The sequence below is a fragment of the Actinoplanes sp. NPDC026619 genome (assembly GCF_040638295.1).
Classification (GTDB): domain Bacteria; phylum Actinomycetota; class Actinomycetes; order Mycobacteriales; family Micromonosporaceae; genus Actinoplanes.
Genome location: NZ_JBEZYA010000002.1, coordinates 594,337 through 619,258, shown reverse-complemented (window position 1 = coordinate 619,258; position 24,922 = coordinate 594,337). Strand labels below are relative to the sequence as shown.

The following is a 24,922-nucleotide window of genomic DNA, read 5'->3' as shown; positions in this document are numbered from 1 at the left end:
CGTCACCGCCGTCGACCACTTATGATCTTGGTCGTCGGTGGCCGGTCAGTCGTCGGCACGGTCGGTGGAGAAGGCGCGGGCCAGCATTGCGGCGATCGCGACGCCGACCACGGCGATGCCGATCTGGACGGCCACGACCAGCCAGTCGAAGGTGCGGCCGGTCACCTCGAAGTGGTGGGTGCTGTGCCAGCCCCAGCGGTCGGCGGCCCAGGTGCCGGCCACCGCCGCGCCCATGCCGATCAGCACCGTCAGGATCAGGCCGATCTGCTGGCGGCCCGGAAGCAGGACCCGGGCCACCACGCCGATCAGCGCACCGAAGATGATCGCCGCCACGTAGTCCTGTGCGTGCACTACTGCCTCCCCAGTGCCGTGTGAGATCGGTTTGCCCGGGTGGCAGGCTTGCTCAAACGCGGCGCCAGACGTTGCGCAGCGCGCGGGCGAATCGGGACGGCCGGTCGTTGCGCCAGCCCTGCTCCTGCCAGACCAGATGTGGCAGGTCACCGTGCTCGAAGGCGGCGGACTCGTCGTCGAGCAGCATGCGGAGGCTCAGCACCGACGGGTTGACCGGTTCCGGTTCCGGCTCTGGAGTGTCCACGGCACACGCCCCCGTCACCGGTCGCCGTCGGAGCGCGGCCGGCCCCGGCCCGCGTCGTGGCCGGGCGCACGGGGCGGCCGGCCGGCGACGAGCGCAGTGGTGGCGGCCGTCGCCGGTGCGGCGAACGCGGCGAGCCCGCCGCGGCGTGGCAGGATCAGTGCCGGCACGACCCGCAGCGGTGTCTGATTCATCACCGAGACAGTGTGGAAGCCCCGGGCCCTCGCCGAGTACCGGCCGTTCGGCCGAAAGATGCAAAACCTCTATGCCTATTACCGGCAGGACTGTGGGCGCCATCCGTCCGTGCCGCGCAGGAACGCCGCCACCGTGTAGGTGGCCGCCTCGTCGGCAGTGAGCTGCGGCCGGTCGGCGGAGGCGATGGCCCCCGGGCCGCGGTTGTGGTGCTCGCCGAAGCGGGCGTCGCGCCACGGCCACGTGCCGAAGTCCGACCAGGCCGTGGCGCCGATGTGCGAACCGATCCACGACTCCCGGATGATCGTCTGGCCGATCGCGTTCGGGTCGTTGCTCGGGTGCCACGGCCGGCCGAGGAAGACGGTCCCGGCCGGCGCGTCGGAGGTGAGCATGCATCGGCTGAAGAGCAACCCGTACGGAATCGTGATGTCGGTGCTGGGCGCGGTGACGTACCCGTTGGGGCTGCTCCCGCGGTTGAGCGAATGGATCCGGCAGCCGTCGAAGACGGCGGTGCCCCGGCCGAAGATGAAGTCGACATCCCCTTCGACGTAGCAGTCCCGGAAGTAGGCCCGGCCGACCACGCCGGCCGCCTTGCTGTTGACGTAGAGCGTGTCCTGATTGGCCAGGAACCGCACCCGGTCGAACTCGAGCTTGTCCGCCCGGGTCAGGATCGCCACCGCCTGCTTCGAGGTGATCTCCGGGTGGGCCGCCTCGTCGAAGAGGTTCGCGAAGGTGAGGTTCCGCGCCGCGAAGCCCTCGCCGTCCACCGTGACCGACGCGCTGCCCGAGGTTCCCCAGGTGCCGCTGCCGTCCGGCTTGGGCGTCCCGTTGGCCCGGTCGTCCGCGATGACCACGGCGTCGGGGGAGTGCCCCAGCCCGGCGATCGTGATGAACGGCTTGGTCGACGGCACGATGACCTGGCCGAGGTAGACCCCCGGCTTGACCGCGATCGTCACCGGCACGGTGTTTCCGGGCGGCACCGAGTCGATGGCCGCCTGGATCGAGGTGAAATCTCCGCTCCCGTCCAGGGCGACGGTGCCGAACGGGGCCGGGGCGCCCCGCGCGGGCGACGCCACGGTAGCAGTGAGAACGGCGCCGGCGGCACCGCCACCAGCAAGTTCGAGAAACCGACGTCGACGCATCGAAGCTCCTAAGGAAAGGCCTTTCCTGCGCACGCTAGAACTATCCATCGCCACTAGTCAATGCCCAACCGAAATGCCCGGGCCCCGGCCTGGCGAGCGCCAGGACGCGGTCCTGCTTCGTGACGTCAGCCTCGAGAGGGAGGAGCGGCTCGCGCACGGCGGGTGGTCGTGGTTCTGGTCGGGCCGGGGGCGCGATTGTTGCCGGCCGGCCCGCACCGCGTACCGGAAAAAATCAGAGTGACCACGTGCTTTCCCGGACGATCAGCTCGGCCTCGACCCGCTCCACGCGCGGCGCGTCGCCGGCCGCACCCAGCGCAAGCGTCATCGCCCGCTCGCCCAGTTCGGTGAGTGGGAGCCGGACCGAGGTCAGCGACGGCGTCACGTCGCGGGCGATCGGCATGTCGTCGAAGCCGATAACCGCGAGCCGGGGGCTGCCGGCGGCGCGCAGGGCGGCCAGGGCGCCGACCGCCATCGAGTCGTTGAGGGCGGCGATGGCGGTGACGTCGGGCAGTTCGGCCAGCACCTTGGCGGCCGCCTGTTCGCCGCCGTCGCGGGTGAAGTCGGCGTGGATGACCCGCTTCTTGGGCAGTTTGACGCCGTATTTCCGGGCGGCCCGCTGCATCCCCTTGAGGCGGTCGAACGTCGTCGTGAGGTAGGACGGGCCGGCGATCACCGCCACCTCGGTGTGGCCCAGCTCGAACAGGTGCGTGCCGGCGAGGAAGCCGCCCTGCTCGTTGTCGGGGAGCACCGCGTCGCCGGTGTGCTCGTGCCGGCCGATCACGGCGATCCGGCCGCCGGTGGCCTCGAAGGCGCGCAGCCGGTCGTCGAGCCGCAGGGCCGCCGCCGGGTCGAGGTAGCCGGAGCCGGCGATCACGATCGCCGCCACCTGATGGGCGTGCAGCAGGTCGATGTATTCAAGCTCACGTTCCGGCTCGCGGAAGCTGTTGCAGATGATCACCAGGCGCCCGTCGGCCGTGGCCACGCGTTGCAGGCCGCGGGTTATCTCGGCGAAATAGGGGTCCGAGACGTCGTGGACGATCACGCCGACCGCGCTGCGATGCGAGCGGGCCAGCATCTGGGCGTGCGCGTTCGGCACATATTTGAGTTCCGCCACCGCGGCGAGCACCCGAGCGCGCAACGTGTCCGCTACCGGCTTGGAGCTGCCGTTGATGATTCTCGATGCGGTCGCGGTCGAAACTCCCGCGTGGCGTGCGACATCCGCCAAAGTGGCCATGACCGGGGAGGATACCGTCGACGGTCTTGCCTGGTTGGTGGCACGCCCATTACGGTCTAGGAAAGCGCTTACCTAAGCGCGTGAAGTCAGAAGACCATCGTGGGAGGACCTCCAGCATGGGTCGGCGAACGATCGGAATCGTGCTCAACGGCGTCACCGGGCGGATGGGGCTGCGGCAGCACCTGCTCCGTTCCGTGCTCGCCATCCGCCAGGACGGCGGCCTGCCGCTCAGTGACGGGTCGGTCCTCTGGCCCGAGCCGGTGCTGGTCGGCCGGAGCGAAGCCAAGCTGCGCGACATCGCTGAGCGGCACGGGCTCACCGACTGGACCACCGACCTGCCGGCCGCATTGGCCCGGCCGGACGTCGAGGTCTACTTCGACGCGCAGGTCACCTCGGCGCGGGTCAAGGCGCTGCAGATGGCGATCGACGCGGGTAAGCACATCTACACCGAGAAACCGGTTGCCGAGACTCTCGAGCAGGCGATCGACCTGGCGAAGCTGGCCGATGCGGCCGGCGTGAAGCACGGTGTCGTGCAGGACAAGCTCTTCCTGCCCGGCCTGCGCAAGCTCGCGCGACTGGTCGAGTCCGGATTTTTCGGGCAGATCCTGAGCGTGCGCGGGGAGTTCGGCTACTGGGTGTTCGAGGGCGACTGGCAGAGCGCGCAACGGCCGAGCTGGAACTACCGGGCGGCCGACGGCGGCGGCATCGTGCTCGACATGTTCCCGCACTGGCACTACGTCCTCGAGCAGCTCTTCGGCCCGGTCCAGGCGGTGACGGCCCGCGCGGTCACGCACATCGACCGGCGCTGGGACGAGGAGGGCGCGGCCTACGACGCCACCGCCGACGACGCCGCGTACGGCATCTTCGAGCTGGCCGGCGGCATCGTCGCCCAGATCAACTCGTCCTGGGCGGTCCGGGTCAACCGCGACGAACTGGTCGAGTTCCAGGTCGACGGCGTCAACGGCAGCGCGGTCGCCGGCCTGCACCACTGCCGCATCCAGCCGCGGGCGGCCACGCCCAAGCCGGTCTGGGACCCGGACGTGCCGACCACCCAGCAGTTCCGGTCGCAGTGGCAGGAGGTGCCGGACAACGACGTCTTCCCCAACGGCTTCCGGGCGCAGTGGGAGCAGTTCCTGCGATACGTCGCCGAGGACGCCCCCTACGCCGGCGACCTCTGGGCCGGCGCCCGCGGCGTCCAGGTCGCCTCGCTCGGCCTGCAGTCGTCCCGCGAGGGCCGCCGCATCGAGATCCCGGAGCTGGACCGATGAAGTTCTCCGGCCGCGGCGCCGAGTTCGCCACCGAAAAGGGCAAATTCACCAGCCGGATTGCGTACGCCGCGGCGCCGGTCACCGCGGATCAGCACGCCGACAACATCCCGGGCGCACCCGCTGCTCTCGATTGGGATGCGACCCTGCGGTTCCGCCATCACCTCTGGTCGCACGGCTTCGGGGTGGCGGAGGCGATGGACACCGCCCAGCGCGGGGCGGGCCTCGACTACCCGGCGACGCGCGAGCTGATCCGCCGGAGCGCGGCCTCGGCGGCGGGGCCGATCTGCGCCGGTGTCAACACCGATCAGCTGCCGCCGGGGCCGGCCACGATGGATGACATCCGGAAGGCGTACGCCGAGCAGCTGGCCGATGTGCAGGAAGCCGGCGCCCAGCCGGTGATCATGTGTTCCCGGCACCTGGCGGCGGCGGCGCGCTCTGCGGATGACTACCGCGAGGTCTACGGGGAGCTGCTGTCGCAGGCCTCCGGCCCCGTCCTGCTGCACTGGCTGGGGGAGGCGTTCGACCCGCTCCTGGCCGGCTACTGGGGCGGTGATGATGTCGTTCTTTCTATTATTTCGGACCACGCCGCCAAGGTGGACGGCATCAAGATGTCTCTCTTGGACGCCTCCCGTGAGATCTCGATGCGCCGCTCGCTGCCGGCCGGCGTCCGGATGTACACCGGCGACGACTTCAACTATCCCGCGCTGATAAAAGGTGATTCATTCGGTTACTCGGATGCGCTGCTCGGTGTCTTTGCGGTGATCGCCCCGCCCGCCGCCGCCGCGCTCCGAGCCCTCGATGCAGGCGACATTTCGGCATATGACCGGATCATGGAGCCGACGCTGCCGCTCGCCCGGCACCTCTTCGCCGCCCCGACCTATCACTACAAGACCGGCATCGTCTTCCTCAACTGGCTGGCCGGCCACCAGGACCACTTCACCATGGTCGGTGGCGCGCACGCCGGCCGCTCCCCGGAGCACCTGCGCACCCTGATGCGGCTGGCCGACGAGGCCGGCATCCTCCCCGACGCCGACCTGGCCGCCGCCCGCGCCCAGGCCTGGCTCACGACGGTTGGACTGTCCTGATGACCCGTTTCTCCCTGAACCAGGCCACCACCAAGCGCTGGCCCATCGACGAGCTCGTCGCCGGCTGCGTCACGGCCGGCGTGCCCGCGGTCGGCCTGTGGCGCGAGGAGGTGGCAGCCTTCGGCCTGGAGAAGACCGCCTCCCTGATCCGCGACTCCGGCCTGGCGGTCTCGTCGCTGTGCCGCAGCGGCTTCTTCCACGAGGAAGACTGGTACGACAACAACCGCCGCGCCATCGAGGAGGCCGCCACCCTCGGCACCGACACCCTGGTGCTGGTCAGCGGCGGCCTGCCCGGCAAGTCGCGGGACATCGACGGCGCCCGCCGGCACGTGAGCGACGCGATCGGCGCCCTGGTCCCCGACGCGCAGGCCGCCGGTGTCCGCCTGGCGATCGAGGCCCTGCACCCGATGTTCGCCTCGGACCGCTGCGTGGTCTCCACCCTGGGCCAGGCCCTGGCGATCGCCGCCCCGTATCCCGCGGACGCGGTCGGCGTGGTGATCGACACCTACCACCTGTGGTGGGACGACCAGGTCTGGGCGGGCATCGACGAGGCCGGCCGCCAGGGCCGGATCGCCGCCTTCCAGCTGGCCGACTGGATCACCCCACTGCCCGAGGGCGTCCTGCTGGGCCGCGGCCTGCCCGGCACCGGCTGCGTCGACATGCGCCGTTTCGCGACAGCGGTCGGCAACGCCGGCTACCGGGACTGGATCGAGGTCGAGGTCTTCCACGAGGACGTGTGGTCCCGCCCCGGCCCCGAGGTGCTGGCCGAGGCGTTCGCCGGCTACCGCGCCGCCGCCGAATGACCGCCGGGCCCGGCACCACCCTGCACGTCGACGGCGTTCCGGTCGTCAGCTATGTCGAGGACCCCGGCCTGGACGTCCGCCTGGCCCCGCGCCCCTACCTCCACCCCGTCCGCACCCTCTCCGGGGTGACCGTCACCGACGCCCTCTGCTACGACCACCCCTGGCACATGGGCGCCTCCCTGACCATGTCCGATGTAAACGGTTACAACCTGTGGGGCGGACGCACCTACGTCCGCGACCAGGGCTACGTCTGGCTCGACGACCACGGCCGTATCGAGCACCTGTCCGCCACCCCGATCCCCGGCGGCTTCACCGAGAGCCTGACGTGGTGCGCCGCCTCCGGCGAGATCCTGCTGCGCGAGCAGCGCGAGATAACGGCAACGGCCGCGCCGCACGGCTGGGAGCTCTCTTTCACGTACGCGCTGACCGCCCCCGGCCCCGCCGAAGTGACCCTGGGCAGCCCGGCCACGCACGGCCGCCCCGGCGACGCGGGCTACGGCGGCTTCTTCTGGCGAGCGACCCCGGGCCCGGCCGTGGCCTTCACGCAGTCGTCCGACAACCCGCACGGCTCCGCCGACCCATGGCTGGCCCTGACCGTCGCGGACCGCTACACCCTGGTCTTCCGCGGCCTGGCCGACGCCGACCGCTGGTTCGCCCGCACCACGGAGTACGTCGGCGTCTGCGCCGCCCTGGCCTTCACCGACCCACTCCCGATAAAGCCCGCCAACCCCCTGACCCGCCACCTACGGGTCCTGGTCGCCGACGGAGCCCTCACCCGCGACCAGATAGCGGCCGCCGTGGACGGTTAGAGCATCCCCTTGATCTCACGCATAGCGGCATCGACCTCGGCGTTGAAGTAGCCCTGCGATGTCTCGGCGAAATGCACCCTGTCCAACTCGTCGACGGGCACCGGCAGCCGAGGGCGTCTGCGGTCCAGGAAGTCGATGATCGATCGGAAGAACGTGTCGACCTCGACGATGTCGTACCCGGCGCCGAAACGACGGGCTTGGAAAGTCGCCGCGAGTGCCCGCACCCGCTCGGCCCGGTCGTCCGGCCCAGTGGGGCTTTCCGCGGCGCTTTTCTCCAGTCCCAGCTTCCGGATCAGACCGGCGGTCTCGCGCAGGGCGGCTTCGACGTCGGCCTCGAAGTAGCCGGCTGGCACGATCGTGAACGTCGTGGTGACCATAGCCACGGCGCTGACCGGAAGCGTCTGGTTTTGTCCCACGGCCCGGCTGATGGCGTCGAAGCAGCGGTCGACCTGAGCCGGCGAATAGCCGGTTCCGAATCGTCGCGGCTGAAACTGCCGCCGCAGCTGATCGATCCGGTCGCGGGCCTCGCCGAGGCCGGCGACGGGAGCATTCTGCGATGCCCGGCGTCCGAAGTTCGGGGCGCCCGCTTTCAGGGCGGCCTCTCGCTCGGCCAGGAAATCCTCTGCGGACATCGTCTCGACAGCAGTCTGACATGCCGGTGACCGGACAGTTCAGACGGCCGACTCGCCGAGTGACTGCTCCATCGCGGCCAGCAAGATCAGGGCGGCCAGGGCCGCGGCCAGGCCGAACAGGGCCGCCTGACCGCCCAGCGACGCCGATGTGCGGGCGTTGCGGGCGCCGACGATCACCCACAGCCCGGCCACCAGCAGGCAGCCGGGCAGGAAGATCGTGGTGTAGGGGAGGGTGCTGAGCACCGTCTCGCGGAAGCCTTCGCCGGAGCCGCCGGCGGCGGCCAGCGCGACGACGCCGGCGGCCAGCCCGGCGATGATCCAGGCGGTCGCGATAGTGAAGGCGCGTGGTCGGCTGACCATCGCGGCAGACTACCGTGCGGACGGCTCTAAATCGATGGTTGTCGTTCGATGGTGCCGCGCGACCAGGGCGGCGGCCGCCACGCCGAAGGCGGTGATGGTGAGACCGCACAGCAGCAGGGTGTGCCGGGGGCCGAGCAGCGCGACCAGGGGGCCGCCGAGGATCGTGCCGGCCGGGACCGACACGACGGTCACCGCGCCGTTGGCGGCGAGCACCGGCGCGCGGTTCTCCGGTGTGGTGCTGCGCTGGAGCAGGGCCATCGCCGTCGGCATGTACGGCGCCCAGACCGCCCCGCCGACCGCGAACGCGACGAGTGACACGGCCACCGGTGCGCCCAGCCCGATCGGCACCATGGTCAGGCCGAACGTGACCACGACCCCGATGGTGACCGGCCACAGCGGCAGCCGCCGCAGATAGCCTGCGACCAGAGCCCCGCCGAGCGCGCCGGCGCCGAACGCGGTGAAGAACCAGCCGAGCAACGCCGCCGACCCGTGCAGGTCGTCGGCCACGTACAGCGGGAGCGCAACGTACACCGGCCCGAACAGGAAGAAGAACCCGAAGCTGAGCGCGAGCAGGCCGACCAGCCGGCGCCGGCGCAGGATGACCCGGAATCCGGCGCTGCGGGACGCCCCGGCGGCCGGCGGCGGGGCGTGCACGGTGCGCGGCACGGCGAACCGGTAGCTGAGCGCCAGCACGGCGAACGTGGCCGCGTCGACCGCGATCACCCACGCCGGGCCGCCGGCCGCGGTCAGGAAACCGGCCAGCGGCGGACCGCCGATCGCGGCGGCCTCGGCGATCGCGCCCATCAGCGAGTTACCGGCTAGGTAGTGCTCCGCCGGCAGCACCTCGGCGATCAGTGTGTACCGCCCGGCCGAGCCCCACGAGTGCAGCACCGACGAGCAGGCGAGCAGGACGACGTACAGAATCGGGGTGAGGGTGCCGGTGGCGTACGCCAAGGGAATGGCCGCCAGGCTGGCGGCGCGCAACGTCGCGTCCCAACCGGCCAGCCGCGCCCCGTTCCAATGCGCGAGCCACCGGCCGAGGAGGATTGTGCCGAGCACGCTCGGCAGGGTGTAGGCGGCGACGGCCAGAGCCACCCAGAAGCCGCGGTCGGGCGGTGCGGCCAGCTGCATCGCCAGCCAGCTGACCGCGACGATCGCCATGCCGTCGCCGAGCGCGGACACGGCGAACCCGGGCAGCAACCGCCGCAGCACCGGGCTGCGGAGCACGGGGCGGTAAGGCGTCATCCGCCTACCCGACACCATCGGTGCCCGGAAGATCTACCGTTGTCTGCTGGTGGCAGAAAATGGAGAGCATGGATGTCCTCCTCGATCTGCGCGACGCCTGGCGCCTCGTGCTGCCGGACGCGCTCGCCGGCCTGTATGTGCACGGCTCGCTGATCGCCGGCGACTTCGATCCGGACCGCAGTGACCTCGACGTGCTCGCGGTGCTGACCGCCGACCCGGATGAGCGGCTGCTCGGCGTGCTCGCCGGGCTGCACGCCGGCCTCGGCCGGCGGCACCCGGCGTGGGCCGGCCGGATCGAGGTCGAGTACGTGTCGATCGACGCCGTGCGGGCGGCCGGCGGCGGCGATCACCTGATCGCCCGGATCAGTCCGGGGGAGGCGCTGCATCTGCTGCCGGCCACCACGCACCGCGTCGTGACCTGGGCCGGCGTTCAGCACAGCGGCCGCTGCCTGCTGGGGCCGCCGGCCGGCGAGCTGCTGCCGGCCTTCGACGCCGGGCTGGTCGAGTCGGCGCTGCTCGACCACGTGCGCGACTGGCCGGTCTGGGTGCGGTCGATGACCGCCGCACCGGGCGGCCAGTCCTACGCCGTGCTCACCATGTGCCGGGCCGTGCAGCGTCTGCGCTACGGCCGGCAGCTGTCCAAGCGGCAGGCGGCCGACCGGACGATCGAGGCCTGCCCGGAGTGGGCGGACCTGATCGCCTGGGCCCGGGACTGGTGGTACGACCACGGCGATGCCGCCGATGCCGGGCGCGCCGACGACGTACACACCTTTGTGGTGGAAATCAGCGCTCAGCTCACCGGCAAACGCTGAGTGAACGGGCGGACCGCCCACGGCACGCCCATCTCCGAGGGCAGGGCGAGTGTCTCGGTGACCTTGCGCAGCAGGTCGTTGACGCCGGGGATGGTCCTTTTCGGTCCCTCGATCAGCACGGCGTCCTCGTCGAGCAGATGCGGCCCGGTCACGTCGGGCACAGTCAGCGCTTCCAGGACGGCGGTGAAGTCCTCGGTGGCGGCCAGCGGCACGAGGAGCGGCTCCGTCGACGATCGGTGATCAAGGAGGTTGGTCAGCAGATCGGTGCGGCCGGGCACGTGCTCCATTTCCTGGCCGGGCAGGGCGAGCCGGTCGGTGGGATATTCGAGCAGCGCCCGCCCGTTTGCGCCGCGCGCCCCGATCTCGCCGGCGATGAAGTCCTCGCCGGCCAGCGTGACGGCGATCATCACCTGCAGCCCGCCGTCGAACGTGATCCGCGCGAACGCGGTGTCCTCGACCTCGATCGGCCGCACCCGGTAACGCTCGGCCACCAGTTGCCGCGGGCGTCCGGCGCCGAGCGCCGTCGCGCTGGCCAGGGCCTGCATGACCGCGTGCGCCAAGGGGTTGACCAGGGCGCCGTCGATCACCGCCCGCCCGCCGACGACGCGCCGGCCGGCCCACGGCGCCCGCGCGTAGTAGGAGTCCTCCCGCTGCCAGGACGCGGTCGCGGTGATGCCGTCGATCGCGCCGAGCGTGGGCAGCGCGTCCCGGAACCGCTGCCAGGCGACCGAGCCGAGCGCCTGGAAACCGACCTGGCAGGACCGGCCGGCCGAGGTGAGCCCGGCGGCGAGAGTGCGGTGCGCGGCGAGCGACGCCACCGGCGGTTTCTCCAGGAGCAGATCGCAGCCGGCGGCGATCGCGTCGAGCGCGATCGGCAGGTGGGTGTGCGGCGGGGTGCAGATCACGACCACGTCGGGGGCGGCCTCGGCGAGCAGGTCACGGTGGTCTTGGAAAACCGAGACCCCGGGGGGTACGGGTGGGTCCGGCTCGAGCGGCCGGAGATCGACCAGACCCGTCAGCCGTACGCGGCCCGCAGCCTCCAGTTCGGCGATGTGCCGCCGGTGCCACCGCCCGTGCCCGTTGGCTCCGATCAAGGCGATGGTGGGGGTCATCGGATGCCGGCCAGGGTCGCTTCGACGCCGTGTTTGTCGAGGTCGGTCAGCCAGTCGACGAGCAACTGCCGCATCGTCTCGTCGCCGGCCAGCTCCGGCCCGAAGATCGTGTCCAGGCCGAGCAGCGCGTCGACGGTGCCGGCCGGGGTCGGGTCGGCCGCGGCGAGCCGCCGCCGGATCCGCTCGGCCAGCGGGTCGTCGAGGGGGAGCGGCCGCCCGTCGTCGGTGGCGCCCCGCACGAACCGCATCCACGCCGCCACCGCCAAGGCGCCCCAGCGTGGGGTGCCGCCGGCCCGCCGCCGGTCGCGAATGGTGTGCAGGAGCCGCTGCGGCAGTTTCTGCGAGCCGTCCATGGCGACCTGCACGGTGCGGTGCCCGATGGCCGGGTTGGCGAACCGGTGCAGCACCTCTTCGCCGTATTCGATCGTGGTGGTGCCCGGGGGCGGGTCGAAACTCGGCGCGATGTCCTCGGCGATGAACCTGCGCATCGCGATCGCCATGCCCGGCATGGCCAGGGCCGCGGAGATGGTCTCCTGGCCGGCGACCGCGCCGAGGTAGGCGATCGCCGAGTGGACCCCGTTGAGAGTGCGCAGCTTGAGCAGCTCCCACGGGCGCGGATCACCGGTGAACACCGCGCCGGCCAGGTCCCACGCGGGCCGCCCGGCCGGGAAGTCGTCCTCGATGACCCACTGCATGTATGGCTCGCCGTGCACGCCCGCCTCGTCGCGCACGCCCAGCTCGGCAGCGGCGATGGCGAGGGTCTCGGCGGTGGTGGCCGGCACGATCCGGTCGACCATGGTGCCGGGGAACGTCACGTTGTCCCGCACCCAGTCGAAGTGGCCGGTCGCGGTCGCCAGGTACTCGACAAGACCGCGCAGCCGGTGGCCGTTGGACGGCAGGTTGTCGCAGCTCACCAGGGCGATCGGCCCGCCGTCAGCCCGGCGGCGGGCGGCCAGGCCCCGGATGAGCAGGCCCGGCACGGTGCGGGGCTCGCGGTCGGTCTCGAGGTCGCCGCGCAGGTCGTCGTCGAGCAGCAGACGGCCGGTGGCCGGATCGAGGCGGTAGGCCTTCTCGGTCACGGTGAGCGTGACCACCTTGATGGCCGGGTCCGCGATCAGCGCCACCACGGCGGCCGGGTCGGCGGCCGCGTGCCGCAGCCCGGCCAGCGCCCCGATGACCCGGGCCGAGCGGCCCTCGGCGGCGAGGGTGGTGACGCTGTAGAGCGCGTCCTGGGCGCTGAGCGCGTCGATGACCTTGGCCGAGCGGGGCGCGACGCCGATGATGCCCCAGTCGCCGCCGGCGGCGGCCATCGCGTCCTCGGTGTAGACGGCCTGGTGGGCCCGGAAGAAGGCGCCGAGTCCGAGGTGGACGATGCCGGCGCTCGCGTCGCCGGGCGTGATCCGCGGGCGGCTGGCTTCGGGGATGCGGCCGAGAGTGGACAGGCCGAGGAGGTCGCTCATCGCCAGACCGGCCCGTCCGGGAAGGAGAACTCGGCGATCGAGGCGGCCTTGATGTCCGAGCTGTAGCCGGGCTTCTCGGGCACGAGGTAGCGCCCCTCGCGGGTCCGCACCGGGTCCTCGAAGTGCTCGTGCAGATGGTCGACGTACTCGACCATGCGCCCGTCCAGCGACGTGCCCACCCGCAGGTAGTCGAAGATCGCCAGGTGCTGGACCAGCTCGCAGAGGCCGACGCCGCCGGAGTGCGGGCAGACCGGCACCCCGAACTTGGCCGCCATCAGCAGCTCCGCCAGCACCTCGGGAACGCCGGCGACCCGGCAGGCGTCGATCTGCATCACCCGGATCGCGCCGGCCTGCAGCAGCTGCTTGAAGATGACCCGGTTGGCCGCGACCTCGCCGGTGGCGACCCGGACCGGGGCCACCGCCTCCTGGATGCGAGCGTGCCCGAGGACGTCGTCGGGGTGCGTCGGCTCCTCGATCCAATAGGGATCGAATTCGGCCAGGCGGGCCATGTTGGCGATCGCCTCCCCAACGCCCCAGATCTGGTTGGCGTCCATCATCAGCAGGGCGTCCGGCCCGATCTCGGCGCGGATGATCCCGGCCCGGCGGACGTCGTCCTCGATCGGCCCGCCCACCTTCATCTTCATGGCGCGCCACCCCTGGGCGTACGCCTCCTGGGTCAGGGCCTTGACCTTGTCGTCCGGATAGCCGAGCCAGCCCACGCTGGTCGTGTACGACGGGAAGCCCTCTTTTTTCAGGAAGGCGAGTCGATCCTCGAGTCCGTCGCGGCCCTTGTCCAGGATCGTCGCGGCCTCGTCCGGGGTCAGCGCGTCGTCGATGTGCCGGAAGTCGATGCAGGCGATCAGGTCGGCGGTGGGCATCTCGGCGAGCAGCTGCCACATCGGCTTGCCCGCCACCTTCGCCCGCAGGTCCCAGACCGCGTTGACCAGCGCGCCGGTGGCCATGTGCAGGGCGCCCTTCTCGGGGCCGAGCCAGCGCAGCTGCACGTCGGCGGTGACGCTGCGGATGAAGTCGAGATCGAAGAGCGTCTCGAGCGCCTTGCCCTCGACGTGGTGGGCCAGGGCTTTCACCGCCGCGCAGGTGATCTCGTTGCCACGGCCGTTGGTGAAGGTGAAGCCGGTGCCGGTGTGCGGCCCGTCGGTGGCCAGCTCGACGTAGGTGGCCGAGTAGTCGCCCTTGTTGATGGAGTCGGAGCCGTCGCCCGCGGCTGCCGTCGGGAACCGCACGTCGTGGACGGTGAGCCCGGTGATGGTGATCATTTCTTGGCCCCGTCCAGCTTGAAGATCCGTTTCGGCAGGTGGTAGGCGAGGTCGGCCATCGTCTCGGCGGCCTCGTCCATCGGGAGCCGGTTCTGCGCGACCAGCGACGCGAGGTAGGCGGCGTCGGAGCGGCGGGCGACGTCGTGCCGCACCGGGATCGAGCAGAACGCCCGGGTGTCGTCGACGAAACCGGCCGTGTTGTAGAAGCCGGCCGCGTCGGTGACCGCCTCCCGGAACCGGCGCATCGCGTCCGGCGTATCCAGGAACCACCACGGCGCGCCCAGGTAGAGAGCGGGGTAGCCGCCGGCCAGCGGGGCCAGCTCCCGGCTGAACGTGTATTCGTCGAGCGTGTAGACCACAACCCGAAGGGCCGGATTCATCCCGTACGCATCGAGCAGCGGCCGCAGGGCATGGACGTACTCGGTGGCCTGCGGGATGTCGCCGCCGACGTCCTTGCCGTGCGCGGCGTAGAGCTTCCGGTTGTGGTCCCGGTTCGCGCCCGGGTGGATCTGCAGGACCAGGCCGTCGTCGAGCGACATCCGGGCGAATTCCAGCAGCATGTTCGCCCGGAACGTCTCGGCGTCCTCGGCGGTGGCCGTGCCCCGCAGCCCCCGCTCGTAGACGGCGGCCGCCTCGGCCGGGGTCAGCGACAGGGTGCGTGCCGTCGGGTGGCCGTGGTCGGTGCAGGTGGTGCCGGCCGCGATGAACGCTTCCCGCCGGCTGCGCAGCGCCGCCAGGTAGCCGGCGTAGGTGTCGGTGTTCTCCCCGCTGATGTCGGCGAGCTTGCCGATCTCGTCGCGCCAGTCCTCGCGGTCCATGTCGACCACGTTGTCCGGCCGGAACGTGGAGATCACCCGGCCGCCCGGCCCGCCCCAGCCGTCCGCGGCCAGCTTCGCGTGCTGGGCGAGGTCGTCGGTGGGTGACTCGGTGGTGGCCAGCACCTCGATGCCGAACCGCTCGAACAGCGCCCGCGGCCGGAACTCCGGCTCGGCGAGCCGGGCCGCGATCGCGTCGTACACCTCGTCGGCGGTCTCGGCGCGCAGCGGCGTCTCGACCCCGAACACGGTGCGGAACGTCTGTTCCAGCCACAGCCGGGACGGGGTGCCGCGGAACAGGTGCCAGTTCTCGGCGAGCAGCCGCCAGATCGTCCGCGGGTCGGTCTCCACCTCGCCGCCGTCCCGCCGCGGCACACCCAGCCGCGACGGCGGGATGCCCTGACTCAGCAGCATCCGGGTGACGTAATGGTCGGGCACGATCAGCAGGCGCGCCGGGTCGGGGAACGGCTCGTCGTCGGCGAGCAGGCGGGGATCGACATGGCCATGCGGGGAGAGCAGCGGCATTTCCCGGACGGCTTCGTAGAGCTCGCGGGCGATGCCGGCCTGGCGCGCATCGATGGCGAACGTCGGGTCGGACACGGTCACCTCAGGATCAGTTCAGGTCGAGCAGGTCGGAGACCCGAACCGGCTCGGCGGTCTGCAGGGAGCGGTTGGCGGCGAGGCCGGTGAGCAGCGCCAGGGCGCCGTCACGGGCGGTCGCGGAACGGTTCATCGGGTCGGTCTGCCCACCGAGAAGGACGGCGGTCATGCGGTGGTCGGCGCCGCCGTGCCCCTCGCGGCTGCGCGGCTGCAGCTCGACGGCGTACGGCGGAGCCCAGAACGGCCGGATCGTCAGGGTGACCCCGCCCTGCTCGGCGGCCTCGGTGACGCCGTGGACGGCGGCGCCCTTGAGCTCGCCGGCGGCGGCCGGGCTCACGTGGTCGGACTCGACGACCTCGAGCTCGAGCCGGCCCCGGCTGCCGTTGACCATGAGCCGGTAGCCCTCCCACGGCGCGTACGCGGTGAGGTGGTACGTCATCCGCGCCCCCGTGTCGTAGCGGACCAGCACCGACAGGTCGTCCTCGATCGTGACGCCGGGCGCGAACACGTTGCGGTCGCGCAGGTAGCCGTCCTCGCCCTCGGCCTCGAGGTACAACTCGCGCAGGCGGGCGTTGGCGGTCAGGTCGAGCGCGAACGGGTCGCCCTGCGCCTCGGGACTGCCATGCACCCGCTCATAGTCGCGCGAATATCCGTGTCGCTGCCCGTCCTCGCCGTAGAAGAAGAGCCGGCCGGACGCGTACACCTCGGTCGGCGCCGCCCCCAGCCACCAGTTGACCAGGTCGAAGTGGTGGCCGGACTTGTGCACCAGCAGCCCGCCGGAGTTCGCCTTGTCGCGATGCCAGCGGCGGAAGTAGTCGGCGCCGTGCCGGATGTCGAGCAGCCACTCGAAGTGCACCGAGCCGATCTCGCCGATCTCGCCGCCGGCCAGCAGGGTGCGCACCATCTCGTGCACCGGGTTGTACCGGTAGTTGAACGTGACCTGCACCCGGCGGCCGGTGCGTTGCTGCGCGTCCAGGATGCGCCGGGCGCTGTCCGCGTCGACCGTCATCGGCTTCTCGGTGATCACGTCGCAGCCGGCGTCCATCGCGGTGACCATGTGCCCGGCATGGGTGCTGTCCATGCTGGTGACGATCACCTCGTCGACGTGTTCCTTGGCGATCAGCGCGGCCAGCTCGCTCGCCTGGTAGGTGGGGACCGGGTCGTGGCCGGCCTCGCTCAGCCAGCGGTTGTGCGCGTCCATCCGGGCCTGGTTGGTGTCGGCCAGGGCCACCAGGGTGGTGGTGCCCGCATGGTCCTCGGTGATCGCCCGGACGAACATCTCGGCGCGGGCGCCGGCACCGACGAGCGCGATGCGGCGGCGTTCATCTCGTGGCATGGGTCCTCCCGGAGCCGACACTACAAAGGTTTGCAGCGAAGTTAGGCGGATCGATGCAACACCGTCAACGCCTCTGACGATTATCGTCCGTATTTGCCCGATTAAGTTGGCCTTTCAGGTGCCCGGCTGCAATCTTTATGCAACACAACGACATTGACAGTTGTGCAACCGCTTGCATTAATTGTGGCTGTCAGTGACCGCGGCCACATCGACCACGGCTTTTAGTCCACTGAGGAGGTCGGAGCGTGTCCGTCACCATTCGCGATGTCGCTCGGGCATCCGGCGTGCACATCTCCACGGTGTCGCGCACGTTCTCGGCGCCGCACCTGGTCAACCCGAACACCCGTAGTCGCGTGCTGGCCTGTGCCGAGCAGCTGGGTTACCGGCCCAACCGGGCGGCCCGCGCGCTGATCACCGGCCGGACGTACAACATCGGCCTGATCGTGGCGGACATCGCCAACCCGTTCTTCCCGCCTCTCATCAAGGCCGCCGAAAGTCAGGCCCGCAAGCACGATCACCACATATTCGTCGCCGACACCAACGAGGACGCGGCCGTCGAGGAAGAGGTGGTGCGGGCGCTGGCGAAACAGGTCGACGGCGTCCTGCTGTGCAGCCCGCGGATGAGCAACACGCTGATCGAGCAGCTCAGCCGCGAGGTGCCGCTGGTCGTCGTGAACCGCCAGATCACCGGCATCCCTGCCGTCGTGATGGACGTGGCCCAGGGCGCCCGGCTCGCCATCGAGCACCTCACCGCCCGCGGTCACCGCGATATCGCACTACTGAGCGGGCCACGCGGCTCGTGGACCAGCCGGGAGATCCGGCGTTCCGCAACCGCCACGGCCCGGGCCGGCCATGCCGAGCTGACAGTCATCGGGCCCAACCCGCCCACCGAGTTCGGCGGCCTCACCGTCGCCGAGGACGTGCTGCGGGCCGGTGCCACCGCCGTGCTCGCCTACAACGACCTGATGGCGATCGGCCTCATCGAGGGGCTGTTCACCGCGGGGGCCCGTGTCCCCGAGGACGTCAGCGTCGTCGGCATCGACGACATCATGCTCAGCCGGCTCACCCGTCCGAAGCTGACCACGGTGGCGACACCCACCGCCGCCGCGGGTCGGGCGGCCGTCGACATGCTTCTCGCGCATGGCGACGACCGTCGTTCCACCGCACACCTTCATTTGCAGACCGAGTTGGTCATTCGCGACTCGACGGGGCCGGGCCCGGGTCCGCACAGCCCTGCGGACCCGGGCGACGTAAGCGTCCCCGGAGGTGTCGCCTCCTAAAAAGGAGCCGCACGACATGCATCCCATCTCGAGGAGCGCCACGCACGATCAACCTACCCCGGCGCCCCGCACCACCCGCCGCCGCCTGCTCGCCGCCGCTGTCGCTGTGCCCCTGCTCCTCGGGGCCGGCGCCTGTGGCGGATCCGACGACTCGGGTGGCGGCAGCAGTGACAAGGTCGAGCTCTCCATCTTCTGGTGGGGGGCCGACAAGCGCGCCGAGCTGACCGACAAGGCGCTCGCCCTCTACACCCAGAAGCACCCGAACGTGACGTTCAAGAAGACCTGGCAGGCCAACCAGGGCTACTTCGACAAGCTGGCCACTCTCACCGCCGGCGGCAACGCGCCGGACATCTTCCAGATCGACGACAACTTCATCGCCGAGTACGCCCAGCGCGGCGTCACCCTGGACCTCCAGTCGTACGCGGACAGCGGCAAGATCGACATCACCAAGTTCCCGAAGAGCCTCGTCGAGTACGGCAAGGTCGACGGAAAGCTGGCCGGCGTCGCCATGGGCGAGAACACCCAGGGCCTGGTCTTCGACAAGACACTGCTCGACAAGTTCAAGCTGCCCGCGCCGACCACCGGCATGAGCTGGGAAGACTTCATCAAGTGGGCGACCAACGTCTCCAAGGTCGCCAAGGTTCCCGGCACGCAGGACCCGAGCGCCGTCTACCAGGCCCTCTGGGTCTATCTCCGGCAGAACGGCAAGGACCTGTACAAGGACAACAAGCTCGCGTTCGACGAGGCCGACATCACCAAGTGGTTCCAGCTGTGGAAGGACGCCCGCGCGGCCGGGGCCACCCCGACCCCGGACGTGATCCACGAGGGCAACGACTCCAGCGTCAGCAAGCAGCTGGTGGTGACCGGCAAGGCGGACACCTCCTGGGTCTGGGTCAACCAGATGCCCGAGCTGAAGAAGAACACCAAGAGCGAGCTCGGCGTCGTCGCCTACCCCGGTGACCCGAGCGCCCAGTGGGCCCGCGCTTCGATGTACTTCTCCATCTTCAAGGGCACGAAGAAGAAGGACGCCGCGGTCGACGTGGTCAACTTCCTCGCCAACGACCCGGAGGTCGGCAAGATCCTCGGCACCGACCGGGGCCTGCCGCCCAACCTCGACGTCCGCACGCAGGTCGCGGCGTCGGTCACCGACGCGAGCATGAAGCAGACCATCGAGGTGCAGAACGAGCTCGGCACCAAGTTCGGGCCCACCTCGCCGGCCGTCCCGCCGAAGGGCCACAGCAAGGTGAAGACCGAGCTGATCCGGATCGCGGAGGAAGTGACCTACGGTCGATCGACCCCCGAGGCGGGTGCTACGGCGTTCGTCACGGCCGCCAAGGCGGCCATCGGGCAGAGCTGAGGAACTTTTCGTGACAATGGCACAAATGCCGGTCCGTCCGACCGAGCCCGCGCCCCCGGTTCCCGCCGCACATCGGCGGGGCCGGGTGGCCCGCCGCCGGCGTAGTGAGAACCTGGCCGGCTACGTCTTCCTCTCACCCTGGCTGCTCGGCCTGCTGGGGATCACCGCTATCCCGATGCTGCTCTCGCTGTATCTGAGCTTCACCGACTACAGCCCGCTCATCCCGGTTACCGAGGCCAACTGGATCGGCCTGGATAATTACCGGCGGATGTTCACCGCCGACCCGCAGTACTGGCACGCGGTGCGGGTCACCGTGACCTTCGCGCTGATCGCGGTGCCGCTGAAGTTGTCGGCCGCGCTCGCCGTGGCGTTGCTGCTCAACAAGTCCATGCGCGGCATCTCGGCGTTCCGTGGCCTCTTCTACCTGCCGTCGCTGCTCGGCGGCAGCGTGGCGGTGGCCATCGTCTGGCGCAGCATGTTCAGCGGCGACGGGGCGATCAACTCGTTCCTCTCGCTGTTCGGGATCAAGGGCGAGGCCTGGGTGAACGACCCGACCTGGGCGCTGCCCACCCTCATGCTGCTGGCCATCTGGCAGTTCGGCGCCCCAATGGTGATCTTCCTGGCCGGCCTGAAACAGGTGCCGGTCGAGCTGTACGAGGCCGCCTCGGTGGACGGCGCCAGCGCGTGGCGCCGTTTCGCCCACATCACGCTGCCCATGCTGTCGCCGGTCATCTTCTTCAACCTGGTCCTGGAGACCATCCATGGGTTCCAGGGCTTCACGTCGGCGTTCGTGCTCAGCAACGGCACCGGCGGACCGGTCGACTCCACTCTCATGTACACGCTTCGCCTCTACAACGCCGGCTTCGTCGAGCTGAACATGGGCTACGCGTCCGCGATGGCCTGGGTCTTCCTCCTGGTGATCGGCACGATCACGGTCGTGCTGTTCAGCACCGGGCGGTTCTGGGTCCACTACTCCGACTCCGAGGAGAAGTGATGCGCTCGAAGGTGCGCCTGCTGGCGCTGATCGTGATCCTGGCGATCGTGCTCTACCCGCTGGTCTGGATGGTCGGCACGTCGTTCAAGTCGCAGCAGGAGATCGCCAGCAACATCGGCCTCTTCCCGGAGCACTTCACTCCGGCGAACTTCTCCGACGGCTGGCACAAGTTCGACTTCGTGTTCGGCAAGTTCTTCCTGAACAGCGCGATGGTCGCGATCCTGACCGTGGTCGGCAACACGCTGTCCTGCCTGCTGGCGGCCTACGCTCTGGGCCGGCTGAAGTTCCGGTTGCGGGGCGTCTGGTTCGCCATCATGATCGGCACCCTGCTGCTGCCCGGGCACGTGCTGATCATCCCGCAGTACATCCTGTTCCGGACCCTCGGCTGGGTCGGCGGCGACTGGCCCTACCTGCCGCTGCTCGTGCCGCACTTCCTGGCCACCGAGGCGTTCTTCGTGTTCCTCATGGTCCAGTTCATGCGCGGCATCCCACGCGAGCTGGACGAGGCCGCGGTGATCGACGGCGCTTCGCCCTATGGCGTGTTCCGCCACGTCGTGCTCCCGTTGAGCCGGCCGGCCCTGGTCACCACGGCGATCTTCTCGTTCATCTGGACCTGGAACGACTTCTTCCGCCAGCTGGTGTATCTGTCCGACCTCAAGGACTACACCGCGCCGGTGGCATTGACCCTGTTCATCGACTCGACCAGCGAGAGCTCGGTCGGCCCGATGTTCGCCATGAGCCTGCTGTCGCTGGTTCCGGTGTTCCTCTTCTTCGTCGCGTTCCAGCGGCTGCTCGTCGAGGGCATCAACACCAGCGGCCTGAAGGGGTGATTCGATGCCGAACGACTGGCGCAACTCCCTGCGCCTGGCCGCTGACCTGGCCCTGCTCGGCATAGTCGTCACGCTGCTGTCGCTCCCGCTGCTGACCGCGGGGGCGGCGGTGGCGACCGGCAGCTACGCCATCGGCCACCTGATCGCCGAGGGCCGCTGGCCGACCTTTGCCGACCTTTGGCCGGTGTTCCGCCGCCGCCTGGTGCCCGGCCTTATCGCCGGCCCGGCGGTGGCGGCCGCCGCCACCCTGGTCGTCATCGACGTGGCGGCGCTCCGCCGGGGCACCGTCCCCGGTGGCGCCCCGGTCCTGACCGCCGTCCTGATAGCCGCCGTCCTGGCGGTCGGCTACCTCGCACTGGTCGCCGTCCGCGCCGGAGCCACCGCCCGCGCGGGCGTCACCATTCCGGCGGGCGACGCCGTTCGCGCTGGCGCGGGCATCCGTTCGGCCGCTGTCCCGTCGGGAACGCCGGCGGGCCGGGCCATGACCGGAGGAACCGTGAGTAATGAAGCTCCCGCCGGGGGAGCCGTGCGGTCGGCGCTGACGATCGCGCTGGCGCGGCCGGTCGCGCCACTCGCCGCGGCCGGGGTGCTGGGCGTGGCGGCGTTGCTCGGCTGGTTCGTGCACCCCGCGCTGGTGCCGGTCCTCGCCGGTTACGCCCTCTTCGCCCTGCACGTGGTCACCTCGCGGGTGGCCGGCCGGGAGGCCGTCGCCGCGGCTTGATCTCGCGCTTGACTCTCCGGTGGCCTGAGGGCCGAAGCTGGACGCGTGAACGATGAAGAACTGCTCAACATCGGCGCGTTCGCCTCGGCGACCGGCCTGACCATCCCGGCACTGCGCCATTACGACGAGATCGGCCTGCTCGAGCCCGAGCAGGTCGACGCCGGCACCGGTTATCGCCGTTACGGCCGGCGCCAGCTCGACGACGCCCGCCTCGTCTGCGGGCTGCGCGCCGTCGGCGTGCCGATCGACGAGGTCCGCGCGGTGCTCGGCCGGCCCGCGGACCAGGTGCGGGCGGTGCTCGACTCGCACCGGGAGCGGCTGGCCGCCCAGGCGCGCGAGCTGTCGCAGCGAATAGCCGCCGTCGAGGAGTTCATCGAAAGAGGAACTCCGATGCCCGCGGTGCAGGCCGTGCGCCCGGTCCAGATCCGCATCGCGGTCGCGGACGTGCCGGCGGCGGCCACCTTTTATACCTCCGCCTTCGACCTCGTCTTCAACGAGGCGATCTCGTCGCTCCAGTTCGGCACCTATCGGTCGGATCGCTTCTTCCTGATCACGCTCGAGGAGCGGGACGGCCGCGCACCGGTGCGATTCGGCCTGCTGGTGGCCGACGTCGATGCCGCGCACGAACGGGCGCTCGACGCCGGCGCCGACCAGGTGCACCCGCCCACCGACTTCGCCTGGAAGCCCCGGACCTCCTGCGTCCGGGACCCGGACGGCAACCTGATCGACCTCAGTCATTCTTGAGGCGCAGTCACTCTTGAGTTGTCAAGAAACGGCGGGTCAGACGCCGGCCGTGCGGGCCGCGGCGAGCAGATTTTCCGCGGCCAGGCGCAGGCCCTCGATCTGGTCGAGCTCGGTGTCCTCGTGCTCGATGTTGACCGCCATGTCGGGGTCGACGGCGTGCAGCGCCCGCAGGAACGGCGCCCAGAAATCCTGCTCGCCGTGGCCGCGGCCGACCGCCACGAACTGCCACGACGGGCGGGACGGCCACTCGTTGAGCGTGTTGTTGCCGCCGAGGTTGAGCGGGTTGCGGTCGGCCGGCACCCGGGTGAAGCGGTCGTCGAGGACGCCGAAGAGCTTGACGTTGTCCTGGTTGATGCGGGTGTCCTTGGCGGCGGCGTGGAAGACCAGTTCGCCGAGGAACTCGACGGCGGCGATCGGGTCGATGCCCTGCCAGAACAGGTGGCTCGGGTCCATCTCGGCGCCGACGTGGGTGGCGTTGGTCTGCTCGACCAGCCGCTGCAGCGTCGGTGGGTTGAAGACCAGGTTGTGCGGGTGCATCTCGATGCAGACCTTGACGTCGGCGTCGGCGGCGCGGGCCTGGATGTCCTTCCAGAAGGGGACGGCCACCTGGTTCCACTGATAATCGAGGACGTCGAGCCACTGGCTGTCCCACGGGTTGACGACCCAGTTGGCCGACGGGCTGCCGGCGTGGGCGCCGGGCAGCCCGGACATGGTGACCACCCGCTTGACGCCGAGCGCCGCCGCCACCTCGATGGTGCGGTGCAGGTCGGCCGCGTGACGCGGCCCGACGAGCGGGTCGGGGTTGAGCGGGTTGCCGTTGACGTTGAGACCGGTCAGCGTGATGCCGGCCTGGGCGAAACGGCCCAGATAGTCTTCCCGGGCGGCCACGCTGGCCAGGATGTCGTCGATCGGGATGTGCGGCGCGCCGATGAAGCCGCCGGTGTTGATCTCGGCGCTGGTCAGGCCCAGTTCACCGAGGATCTTGAGGGTCTCGTCGAGGGAACGGTCGTGCAGGCACGCGGTGTAGGCGCCGAGCTTCATGGGACTCCTCAGAGCTGGACGGGCTTGTCGGTGGCGGAGACGACCGCCTCGAGGACGCGCAGGTTGTGCAGGCCGTGGGCCATGTCGGGGCAGGCCGGCAGGGTGGTGTCGCCGGCGATCTGGTCGAGGAACGCGCGGGCCTGGTAGACGAAGAAGTCGTTCTGCCCGTGGCCGACGGTCGGGAAGTCCATCGGCAGGCCCTTCGCGAGGTAGGGGTGCCAGGGGCCGATGTAGACCGTGCGGACGCCGTTGACCTCGGTGGCGGGGCCGGCGTCGGCGATGGTGAACTCGGCCGGCCGGTTCAGGTCGAACGACGCCGTGCCGTTCTCGCAGAACAGGTCGATCCGCAGCGTGTTGGCATGCCCGAAGGCGATGCGGGACAGCGAGAAGGTGCCGACGGCGTCGCCGCCGTAGGACGTGGTGAAGGTGCAGACGTCCTCGTTCTCCACCGGGACCCGCTCGTCGCTCACCCGCACGCCACCGGCGTGCCCGACGGCCACCCCGAGCGGTTTCGGCCGGTCGCCGACCACCGTGGTCAGCGTCGTGCCCTGCACGCCGGTGGTCGGGCCGCAGAAGAACTCGGCGAGGTCGACCAGGTGGCTGCCGATGTCAGCGAGCACGCCGCTGCCGGGGCCGCCGAGATAACGCCAGCTCATCGGGCGCTGGGGGTCGTAGCCGTAGTCGCACCAGTAGTTGCCGACGAAATGGCGCACCGGGCCGAGGCGCTCCTCGACCTGCTGCTTGATCGCGTTGATCGCGGGGGAGCGGCGGAACGTGAAACCGACCGCGTCGATCTGGCCGGGGGCGGCGGCCGCGGCCTCCACCATGGACTGGGCCTCGGCGACCGTGGGCGCCAGCGGCTTCTCGCAGAGCACGTGCTTGCCGGCGGCCAGGGCGGCCTCGGTGATCTCGCGGTGCAGGCTGTTGGCGACGGCGACACTGACCGCGTCGACCTCGGGGGAGTCGATGACCGCCCGCCAGTCGGTCTCGGCGCGGGCGAAGCCGTAGCGCGCGGCGGCGTCGGCCGCGAACGGTTCGTGCAGGTCCGCGACCGCGACCAGGCGGGGAGCGGGACGGCCGAGGCCGAAGACGGTGGCGGCCTGCCGGTAGGCGTTGGCATGGGCTCGGCCGACCATGCCGGCTCCGATGACGGCCACGCCGATGGACGGTTCGGACATGGG

Annotated in this window: 26 protein-coding genes; 11 read left to right on the top strand and 15 right to left on the bottom strand. The window is 70.6% G+C overall.

Annotated elements, in window-relative coordinates; translation table 11 throughout:
• Window positions 1–45: 45 nt before the first annotated feature.
• From AB0E90_RS08100 to AB0E90_RS08080, 5 genes are all read right to left on the bottom strand, one after another.
• Window positions 46–351, bottom strand: coding sequence for a GlsB/YeaQ/YmgE family stress response membrane protein (locus AB0E90_RS08100; protein ID WP_360401128.1), 306 nt, complete (start codon window positions 349–351; stop codon window positions 46–48).
• A gap of 52 nt (window positions 352–403) precedes the next feature.
• On the bottom strand, window positions 404–595 hold the full coding sequence (locus AB0E90_RS08095; protein WP_360401125.1) for a hypothetical protein: 192 nt from the start codon (window positions 593–595) through the stop codon (window positions 404–406).
• A 14-nt stretch (window positions 596–609) separates the two neighbouring features.
• The gene (locus AB0E90_RS08090) at window positions 610–786 is read right to left on the bottom strand and encodes a hypothetical protein (RefSeq protein WP_360401122.1); all 177 of its coding nucleotides are present in this window, start codon (window positions 784–786) and stop codon (window positions 610–612) included.
• 78 nt (window positions 787–864) lie between these two features.
• Window positions 865–1,926 (bottom strand): pectinesterase family protein, encoded by a 1,062-nt coding sequence (locus tag AB0E90_RS08085; protein ID WP_360401120.1) that lies wholly within the window; start codon window positions 1,924–1,926, stop codon window positions 865–867.
• A 232-nt stretch (window positions 1,927–2,158) separates the two neighbouring features.
• Complete coding sequence (locus AB0E90_RS08080; protein WP_360401117.1) at window positions 2,159–3,160, bottom strand: LacI family DNA-binding transcriptional regulator; 1,002 nt, start codon at window positions 3,158–3,160, stop codon at window positions 2,159–2,161.
• A 116-nt stretch (window positions 3,161–3,276) separates the two neighbouring features.
• Between AB0E90_RS08080 and AB0E90_RS08075 the strand changes: the two genes are divergently transcribed.
• The 4 genes from AB0E90_RS08075 to AB0E90_RS08060 are packed head-to-tail and all read left to right on the top strand — an operon-like array spanning window position 3,277 to window position 7,125.
• On the top strand, window positions 3,277–4,428 hold the full coding sequence (locus tag AB0E90_RS08075; RefSeq protein WP_360401114.1) for a Gfo/Idh/MocA family oxidoreductase: 1,152 nt from the start codon (window positions 3,277–3,279) through the stop codon (window positions 4,426–4,428).
• Window positions 4,425–5,513, top strand: a complete 1,089-nt coding sequence (locus AB0E90_RS08070) for a DUF993 family protein (RefSeq protein ID WP_360401111.1) — start codon at window positions 4,425–4,427, stop codon at window positions 5,511–5,513. The genes AB0E90_RS08075 and AB0E90_RS08070 overlap by 4 nt, the downstream gene beginning before the upstream one ends.
• Complete coding sequence (locus tag AB0E90_RS08065; RefSeq protein WP_360401108.1) at window positions 5,513–6,316, top strand: sugar phosphate isomerase/epimerase family protein; 804 nt, start codon at window positions 5,513–5,515, stop codon at window positions 6,314–6,316. The genes AB0E90_RS08070 and AB0E90_RS08065 overlap by 1 nt, the downstream gene beginning before the upstream one ends.
• Window positions 6,313–7,125, top strand: a complete 813-nt coding sequence (locus AB0E90_RS08060; RefSeq protein WP_360401105.1) for a PmoA family protein — start codon at window positions 6,313–6,315, stop codon at window positions 7,123–7,125. The genes AB0E90_RS08065 and AB0E90_RS08060 overlap by 4 nt, the downstream gene beginning before the upstream one ends.
• Here AB0E90_RS08060 and AB0E90_RS08055 read toward each other — a convergent pair.
• Genes AB0E90_RS08055 through AB0E90_RS08045 form a run of 3 tightly spaced genes read right to left on the bottom strand, consistent with a single transcriptional unit; the run spans window position 7,122 to window position 9,362 of the window.
• On the bottom strand, window positions 7,122–7,757 hold the full coding sequence (locus tag AB0E90_RS08055) for a hypothetical protein (protein WP_360401102.1): 636 nt from the start codon (window positions 7,755–7,757) through the stop codon (window positions 7,122–7,124). The genes AB0E90_RS08060 and AB0E90_RS08055 overlap by 4 nt on opposite strands.
• 39 nt (window positions 7,758–7,796) lie before the next feature.
• Window positions 7,797–8,117: a hypothetical protein gene (locus AB0E90_RS08050; protein ID WP_360401099.1), complete on the bottom strand. Its 321-nt coding sequence runs from the start codon at window positions 8,115–8,117 to the stop codon at window positions 7,797–7,799.
• 9 nt (window positions 8,118–8,126) lie between these two features.
• The gene (locus AB0E90_RS08045) at window positions 8,127–9,362 is read right to left on the bottom strand and encodes an MFS transporter (protein ID WP_360401096.1); all 1,236 of its coding nucleotides are present in this window, start codon (window positions 9,360–9,362) and stop codon (window positions 8,127–8,129) included.
• Window positions 9,363–9,430: 68 nt separating this feature from the next.
• Between AB0E90_RS08045 and AB0E90_RS08040 the strand changes: the two genes are divergently transcribed.
• Entirely contained in the window at window positions 9,431–10,174 is a 744-nt protein-coding gene (locus AB0E90_RS08040; protein ID WP_360401093.1) for an aminoglycoside adenylyltransferase domain-containing protein, read from the top strand.
• Here AB0E90_RS08040 and AB0E90_RS08035 read toward each other — a convergent pair.
• Genes AB0E90_RS08035 through AB0E90_RS08015 form a run of 5 tightly spaced genes read right to left on the bottom strand, consistent with a single transcriptional unit; the run spans window position 10,153 to window position 16,774 of the window.
• Complete coding sequence (locus AB0E90_RS08035) at window positions 10,153–11,286, bottom strand: Gfo/Idh/MocA family oxidoreductase (protein WP_360401090.1); 1,134 nt, start codon at window positions 11,284–11,286, stop codon at window positions 10,153–10,155. The genes AB0E90_RS08040 and AB0E90_RS08035 overlap by 22 nt on opposite strands.
• Window positions 11,283–12,746, bottom strand: a complete 1,464-nt coding sequence (locus AB0E90_RS08030; RefSeq protein WP_360401087.1) for a mannitol dehydrogenase family protein — start codon at window positions 12,744–12,746, stop codon at window positions 11,283–11,285. Before AB0E90_RS08030 ends, AB0E90_RS08035 begins: the two co-directional genes overlap by 4 nt.
• Window positions 12,743–14,023 carry an enolase C-terminal domain-like protein gene (locus AB0E90_RS08025; RefSeq protein ID WP_360401084.1) on the bottom strand — a complete coding sequence of 427 codons (1,281 nt, stop codon included), beginning with the start codon at window positions 14,021–14,023 and terminating at the stop codon, window positions 12,743–12,745. The genes AB0E90_RS08030 and AB0E90_RS08025 overlap by 4 nt, the downstream gene beginning before the upstream one ends.
• Window positions 14,020–15,444 (bottom strand): glucuronate isomerase, encoded by a 1,425-nt coding sequence (gene uxaC, locus AB0E90_RS08020; RefSeq protein WP_360401081.1) that lies wholly within the window; start codon window positions 15,442–15,444, stop codon window positions 14,020–14,022. The genes AB0E90_RS08025 and uxaC overlap by 4 nt, the downstream gene beginning before the upstream one ends.
• Window positions 15,445–15,451: 7 nt before the next feature.
• Window positions 15,452–16,774, bottom strand: a complete 1,323-nt coding sequence (locus tag AB0E90_RS08015; RefSeq protein ID WP_360401078.1) for a Gfo/Idh/MocA family oxidoreductase — start codon at window positions 16,772–16,774, stop codon at window positions 15,452–15,454.
• A gap of 245 nt (window positions 16,775–17,019) precedes the next feature.
• On the opposite strand from AB0E90_RS08015, the gene AB0E90_RS08010 reads away from it, so the two are divergent.
• The 6 genes from AB0E90_RS08010 to AB0E90_RS07985 are packed head-to-tail and all read left to right on the top strand — an operon-like array spanning window position 17,020 to window position 22,700.
• Window positions 17,020–18,054 (top strand): LacI family DNA-binding transcriptional regulator, encoded by a 1,035-nt coding sequence (locus AB0E90_RS08010; protein WP_360401075.1) that lies wholly within the window; start codon window positions 17,020–17,022, stop codon window positions 18,052–18,054.
• Between the two features lie 16 nt (window positions 18,055–18,070).
• Window positions 18,071–19,411 carry an extracellular solute-binding protein gene (locus tag AB0E90_RS08005; RefSeq protein ID WP_360401072.1) on the top strand — a complete coding sequence of 447 codons (1,341 nt, stop codon included), beginning with the start codon at window positions 18,071–18,073 and terminating at the stop codon, window positions 19,409–19,411.
• 25 nt (window positions 19,412–19,436) lie between these two features.
• Complete coding sequence (locus tag AB0E90_RS08000; protein WP_360401069.1) at window positions 19,437–20,405, top strand: sugar ABC transporter permease; 969 nt, start codon at window positions 19,437–19,439, stop codon at window positions 20,403–20,405.
• Window positions 20,405–21,235 (top strand): carbohydrate ABC transporter permease, encoded by an 831-nt coding sequence (locus tag AB0E90_RS07995; protein WP_360401066.1) that lies wholly within the window; start codon window positions 20,405–20,407, stop codon window positions 21,233–21,235. The genes AB0E90_RS08000 and AB0E90_RS07995 overlap by 1 nt, the downstream gene beginning before the upstream one ends.
• Window positions 21,236–21,239: 4 nt before the next feature.
• On the top strand, window positions 21,240–21,956 hold the full coding sequence (locus AB0E90_RS07990; protein WP_360401063.1) for a hypothetical protein: 717 nt from the start codon (window positions 21,240–21,242) through the stop codon (window positions 21,954–21,956).
• Between the two features lie 45 nt (window positions 21,957–22,001).
• Window positions 22,002–22,700, top strand: coding sequence for a MerR family transcriptional regulator (locus tag AB0E90_RS07985; protein WP_360401060.1), 699 nt, complete (start codon window positions 22,002–22,004; stop codon window positions 22,698–22,700).
• A 36-nt stretch (window positions 22,701–22,736) separates the two neighbouring features.
• Here AB0E90_RS07985 and AB0E90_RS07980 read toward each other — a convergent pair whose 3' ends face one another.
• Complete coding sequence (locus AB0E90_RS07980; RefSeq protein WP_360401057.1) at window positions 22,737–23,741, bottom strand: sugar phosphate isomerase/epimerase; 1,005 nt, start codon at window positions 23,739–23,741, stop codon at window positions 22,737–22,739.
• Between the two features lie 8 nt (window positions 23,742–23,749).
• Entirely contained in the window at window positions 23,750–24,919 is a 1,170-nt protein-coding gene (locus AB0E90_RS07975; RefSeq protein WP_360401054.1) for a Gfo/Idh/MocA family oxidoreductase, read from the bottom strand.
• Window positions 24,920–24,922 lie beyond the last annotated feature (3 nt).